Annotated in this window: 1 tRNA gene and 3 rRNA genes; all 4 read left to right on the top strand. The window is 57.1% G+C overall.

Annotated elements, in window-relative coordinates:
* Positions 1 to 500: 500 nt before the first annotated feature.
* The 4 genes from NKJ34_RS15620 (at position 501) to rrf (ending at position 5,657) form a co-directional block, all read left to right on the top strand.
* Positions 501 to 1,972: ribosomal RNA gene (locus NKJ34_RS15620) — 16S ribosomal RNA — on the top strand.
* A gap of 164 nt (positions 1,973 to 2,136) precedes the next feature.
* A tRNA-Ala gene (locus NKJ34_RS15615) sits at positions 2,137 to 2,208 on the top strand.
* Positions 2,209 to 2,496: 288 nt separating this feature from the next.
* Positions 2,497 to 5,415 (top strand): 23S ribosomal RNA (locus NKJ34_RS15610).
* 120 nt (positions 5,416 to 5,535) lie between these two features.
* A 5S ribosomal RNA gene (rrf, locus tag NKJ34_RS15605) occupies positions 5,536 to 5,657 on the top strand.
* Together the 16S, 23S and 5S rRNA genes with 1 tRNA gene alongside form the textbook arrangement of a ribosomal RNA operon.
* Positions 5,658 to 5,731: the final 74 nt, after the last annotated feature.

The following is a 5,731-nucleotide window of genomic DNA, read 5'->3' as shown; positions in this document are numbered from 1 at the left end:
CTCACACGGCATGAAACCGCATGCCGAAGCGGCCTTCCTTCGACGGGGTTAAATGTGTACCTCCCATCCGAAGAAATGCGAAGGTCGCACGGGTCACTCCCGGACGACACCCGCCGTCGGAATCGCCCGACGGCGGCCATCCCACAACGATGCCCTTAAGTGTATAAGGGCATTCGGATGGAATGCAACAGACAACACACGGGATTGCAAGACCGTTCAACTCGGTCGGCACTCGTGGAGCAGATCAAACACGTCTCGCTCACACCGAGCGAGGTTCGACGGGTTTATACCCCTCAACCGTGTTCGATCTAATCCGAAGAAATGGGGATCCCGCCCCTGCGGTACGCCGTACAGATGGGATCCGACGTTAGCCTTGGTAGTTCGGTGCCACCCGATCGCTCGGTGGACGCCGAACTCGGACCATGCAATGAGACACATTTGGTGACCGATCCCGTCAGGGATCGTTCCCGCCAGCCCCCACACCCTCTGGGTGTGGACACATTCCGGTTGATCCTGCCGGAGGACATTGCTATTGGGATTCGATTTAGCCATGCTAGTCGTGCGAATTAGATTCGCGGCAGATAGCTCAGTAACACGTGGCCAAGCTACCCTTCAGACCAGAATAACCTCGGGAAACTGAGGCTAAGACTGGATACGGGACGCCTGCTGGAATGCGGCGTCCTCCAAACGTTTCGGCGCTGAAGGATGCGGCTGCGGCCGATTAGGTAGACGGTGGGGTAACGGCCCACCGTGCCAATAATCGGTACGGGTGATGAGAGTCAGAGCCCGGAGACGGAATCTGAGACAAGATTCCGGGCCCTACGGGGCGCAGCAGGCGCGAAACCTTTACACTGCACGCAAGTGCGATAGGGGAATCCCGAGTGCGAGGGCATATTAGCCCTCGCTTTTGTTGACTGTAAGGAGGTCAACGAATAAGAGCTGGGCAAGACCGGTGCCAGCCGCCGCGGTAATACCGGCAGCTCGAGTGATGTCCCATATTATTGGGCCTAAAGCGTCCGTAGCTGGCCAGCCAAGTCCGTCGGGAAATCCACCTGCCCAACAGGTGGGCGTCCGGCGGAAACTGTCTGGCTTGGAACCGGAAGGCTCAGAGGGTACGTCCGGGGTAGGAGTGAAATCCCGTAATCCCGGACGGACCACCGATGGCGAAAGCACTCTGAGAGGACGGATTCGACAGTGAGGGACGAAAGCTAGGGTCTCGAACCGGATTAGATACCCGGGTAGTCCTAGCTGTAAACGATGCTCGTTAGGTGTGGCACCCACTACGAGTGGGTGCTGTGCCGTAGGGAAGCCGCTAAACGAGCCGCCTGGGAAGTACGTCCGCAAGGATGAAACTTAAAGGAATTGGCGGGGGAGCACTACAACCGGAGGAGCCTGCGGTTTAATTGGACTCAACGCCGGACATCTCACCAGCCCCGACATCAGTAATGACGGTCATGTTGACGACATCTGCCCGAGCTGATGAGAGGAGGTGCATGGCCGCCGTCAGCTCGTACCGTGAGGCGTCCTGTTAAGTCAGGCAACGAGCGAGACCCACGTTCCTAATTGCCAGCACCGGCGCACGCCGGGTGGGTACATTAGGAAGACTGCCGCTGCTAAAGCGGAGGAAGGAATGGGCAACGGTAGGTCAGTATGCCCCGAATGGGCTGGGCAACACGCGGGCTACAATGGTCAGGACAATGGGTTCCTACGCCGAGAGGCGACGGTAATCTCAGAAACCTGGTCGTAGTTCGGATTGCGGACTGAAACTCGTCCGCATGAAGCTGGATTCGGTAGTAATCGCGTTTCAGAAGAGCGCGGTGAATACGTCCCTGCTCCTTGCACACACCGCCCGTCAAAGCACCCGAGTGAGGTCCGGATGAGGCCACATCACTGTGGTCGAATCTGGGCTTCGCAAGGGGGCTTAAGTCGTAACAAGGTAGCCGTAGGGGAATCTGCGGCTGGATCACCTCCTACAGATCGAGATCTGCCCACTTCGGGCAGACTCACCGTTCATACTCGTTGCAGTCCGACACTGACTCCATCCGAGTCAGTGTGATTCCACTCGGCCCCGCCGTGCGATCGGGCACCTTCGAACTACCAAGGCTAACATTTCGCGACTCCAGTCTGACTGGAGTTGGGCTCATAGCTCAGCGGCAGAGTGCCTCCTTTGCAAGGAGGATGCCGTGGGTTCGAATCCCACTGAGTCCATGGCTGCGCACTCCAAACCGTGCCCCTTATACGGGTGACGGCGTTGGGGTGTAATACGCAGAAAACCGATGCACCGTCCCGCGTGAGCGTGGATGGGAAGGGTCGAACACGCCGGCTATACCACCCCGGCGTGTGATGAGATCGTGTGTACGTGCAATCCAGGCGTCCACTGGACCCATTACAGTTAGTCGTGGTTCTCTTTGAGACCCACGCTTTCCGGGTACAGTGAACATCATATCATTCGAGACACGCTGTGTGTCTCAACTATGAGGCGACTTAGTCGCCTCAATCAACTGGCTACTGTGCCAGCTGGTGAATGGCTCGGCTCGAGAGCCGATGACGGACGTGCCAAGCTGCGAAAAGCCTACGGGAGCCGCATGGAGGCGAAGAACGTAGGATCTCCGAATGGGAATCCCTCTCACAATTGCTTTGCGCAATAGGGAACGTCGGGAATTGAAACATCTCAGTACCGACAGGAAAAGAACGCAACCGCGATGTCGTTAGTAACGGCGAGTGAACACGACACAGTCCAAACCGAAGCCCTCACGGGCAATGTGGTGTACGGACTGACACTCATCGACCGAACACCTTCGAGAAGTCTTCTGGAACGGAGCGTGATACAGGGTGACAACCCCGTATCGAAGGCAAGTACGTCGTGCGTCAGATCCAGAGTAGCGGGGGTCGGATATCCCTCGTGAAGATTCCCCGGGCATCCCCCGGGAAGACTCAATACTCCTCGAGACCGATAGCGAACAAGTAGCGTGAGCGAACGCTGAAAAGCACTCCACAACGGATCGTGCAATAGAGCCTGAAATCAGTTGGCGATAGAACGACGTGGCACACAAGGTCGCTTCCAGAATGACCGATGCGCGAGCATCCAGTAAGCGGGAAGCGAAGCCGGTGTTGCGTCGTACGTTTTGAAAAACGAACCAGGGAGTGTATCTCTGTGGCGAGTCTAATCCGATGATCGGAGCAGACGTAGCGAAAGCGACATGGCCGCAGCCTCACGGTGAGGGCCGCCGTCTTTTAAGGGCGGGGAGTCGCAGGGATACGACCCGAAACCGAGTGATCTATGCGTGGGCAGGGTGAAGCGTGCCGAAAGGCACGTGAAGGCCCGTTAGAGTTGGTGTCTTACAATACCCTCTCGTGACCTACGTATAGGGGTGAAAGGCCCATCGAACTCGGCAACAGCTGGTTCCGACCGAAACATGTCGAAGCATGACCTCATCCGAGATAGTTCGTGAGGTAGAGCTACCGATTACAAATCCCGCCTCCGAGAGGAGTCGGCTTTGTTGTCGAACTCCGAACTTACGAACGTTGTAGACGATGGGAGTCCGGACTGCGGGGTAAGCCTGTGGTCCGTAAGGGAGACAACCCAGAGCTGGGTTAAGGACCCAAAATATGGATTAAGTGCGATCGAAGGTGGTCTCGAGCCCTAAACAGCCGGGAGGTGAGCTTAGAAGCAGCAACCCTCTAAGAAAAGCGTAACAGCTTACCGGCCGAGGTTCGAGGCGCCCAAAATGATCGGGGCTCAAATCCATTTCCGAGACCTAGCAGCACCCTACCAGGGGTGACCACGTAGGTCGGCGTACTGATCGGGTGGAAGCCCGGGCGAGAGCTCGTGTGGACCGTTCAGTAACGAAAATCCTGGTCACAGTAGCAGCAATAGTCGGGTGAGAACCTCGACGACCTAATGAGCAAGGGTTCCTCAGCACTGTCACTCAGCTGAGGGTTAGTCGGTCCTAAGTCCCCCCGTAACTCGACGGGGACAACAGGGAAACTGGTTAATATTCCAGTACCGTCGCCACTCAACGCCAACGCCTCAGGAACCACCGAGCCGGGCAGTCGCCCGGTCGAATCGGGGACACTCGTGGAAGCCGTAACGGCACGAAGCGAGTAAAGCCCGAGACAGCGCAAGTCGGTGTTACCCGGGGCCCGTGAAACGGCAAGCGCGATGTCCGTACCGAGATCCGACACAGGTGCTCTGGCAGCGAAAGCCAAGGTCTGTCGGGACAACCGGCGTTAGGGAATTCGGCAAGTTAGTCCCGTACGTTCGCAAGAAGGGATGCCTGCTCCGGAATGGAGCAGGTTGCAATATCTCGGACGCTCCGACTGTCTAGTAACAACACAGGTGACTGCAAATCCGCAAGGACTCGTACAGTCACTGAATCCTGCCCAGTGCGGGTATCTGAACACCTCGTACAAGAGGACGAAGGACCCGTCAACGGCGGGGGTAACTATGACCCTCTTAAGGTAGCGTAGTACCTTGTCGCTTCAGTAGCGACTCGCATGAATGGATCAACGAGAGCGTCACTGTCCCAACGCTGGACCCGGTGAACTGTACGTTCCAGTGCGGAGTCTGGAGACCCCCAAGGGGAAGCGAAGACCCTATAGAGCTTTACTGCAAGCTGTCGCTGAGACGTGGTCGCCATTGTGCAGCATAGGTAGGAGTCATTACAGAGGTACCCGCGCCAGCGGGCCACCCAGACATCATTGAAATACTACCCGATGGTGACTGCGACTCTCACTCCGGGAGGAGGACACCGGTAGCTGGGCAGTTTGACTGGGGCGGTACGCGCTCGAAAAGATATCGAGCGCGCCCCAAGATTTCCTCACTCGGGTCGGGAACCCGAGGAAGAGCGCAAGAGCAAACGGAAGTCTGACAGTGACATTCCCAACGAGTGTCGCTGACGCGAAAGCGTGGTCTAGCGAACCTACGAGGCCCATTGATGGGGCCCGTAGATGACAGAAAAGCTACCTTAGGGATAACAGAGTCGTCACGCGCAAGAGCACATATCGACCGCGTGGCTTGCTACCTCGATGTCGGTTCCCTCCATCCTGCCCGTGCAGAAGCGGGCAAGGGTGAGGTTGTTCGCCTATTAAAGGAGGTCGTGAGCTGGGTTTAGACCGTCGTGAGACAGGTCGGCTGCTATCTATTGGGGGTGTTACGGTACGTGCCATGAACGGTCGTATAGTACGAGAGGAACTACGACTGGGCACCACTGGTGTATCGGTTGTCCGTCAGGGCAGTTGCCGAGTATCCACGTGCCGCGGGGTAAGAGCTGAACGCATCTAAGCTCGAAACCCACATGAAAAAGACGTACCACAGAGGTCACTCGTAGAAGACGAGTTCGATAGACTCGGGGTGTGCGCACCGAGGCAACGAGGTGTTGAGCCCACGAGAACTAACAGACCAAGCCACAATCATACTATGCACTGACCCATTGTAATGGGTCCAGGCGCAAACTGGATTGCACGTATTCACACGATCGTACGGACCGTTCGACCGACTTGGACTTGCAGTGGTTCGACTCCACTGGTCGGCGTTACGGCGGCCATAGCGACGAGGTTCCACCCGTACCCATCCCGAACACGGAAGTTAAGCTCGTCTGCGTACCACGCAGTACTGGAGTGGGAGACCCTCTGGGAGCCGTGGTTCGCCGCCCCTACTCATCGGTGATTCCGCTGGAATCACCCTCATACCGTGATCCACACGGATCACACTCATACCAAGCCCGCAAGC

Source organism: Halohasta salina (assembly GCF_024178165.1).
Classification (GTDB): domain Archaea; phylum Halobacteriota; class Halobacteria; order Halobacteriales; family Haloferacaceae; genus Halohasta; species Halohasta salina.
Note: the sequence above shows the minus strand (reverse complement) of the source record. Positions and strands in the feature narration are given on the sequence as shown.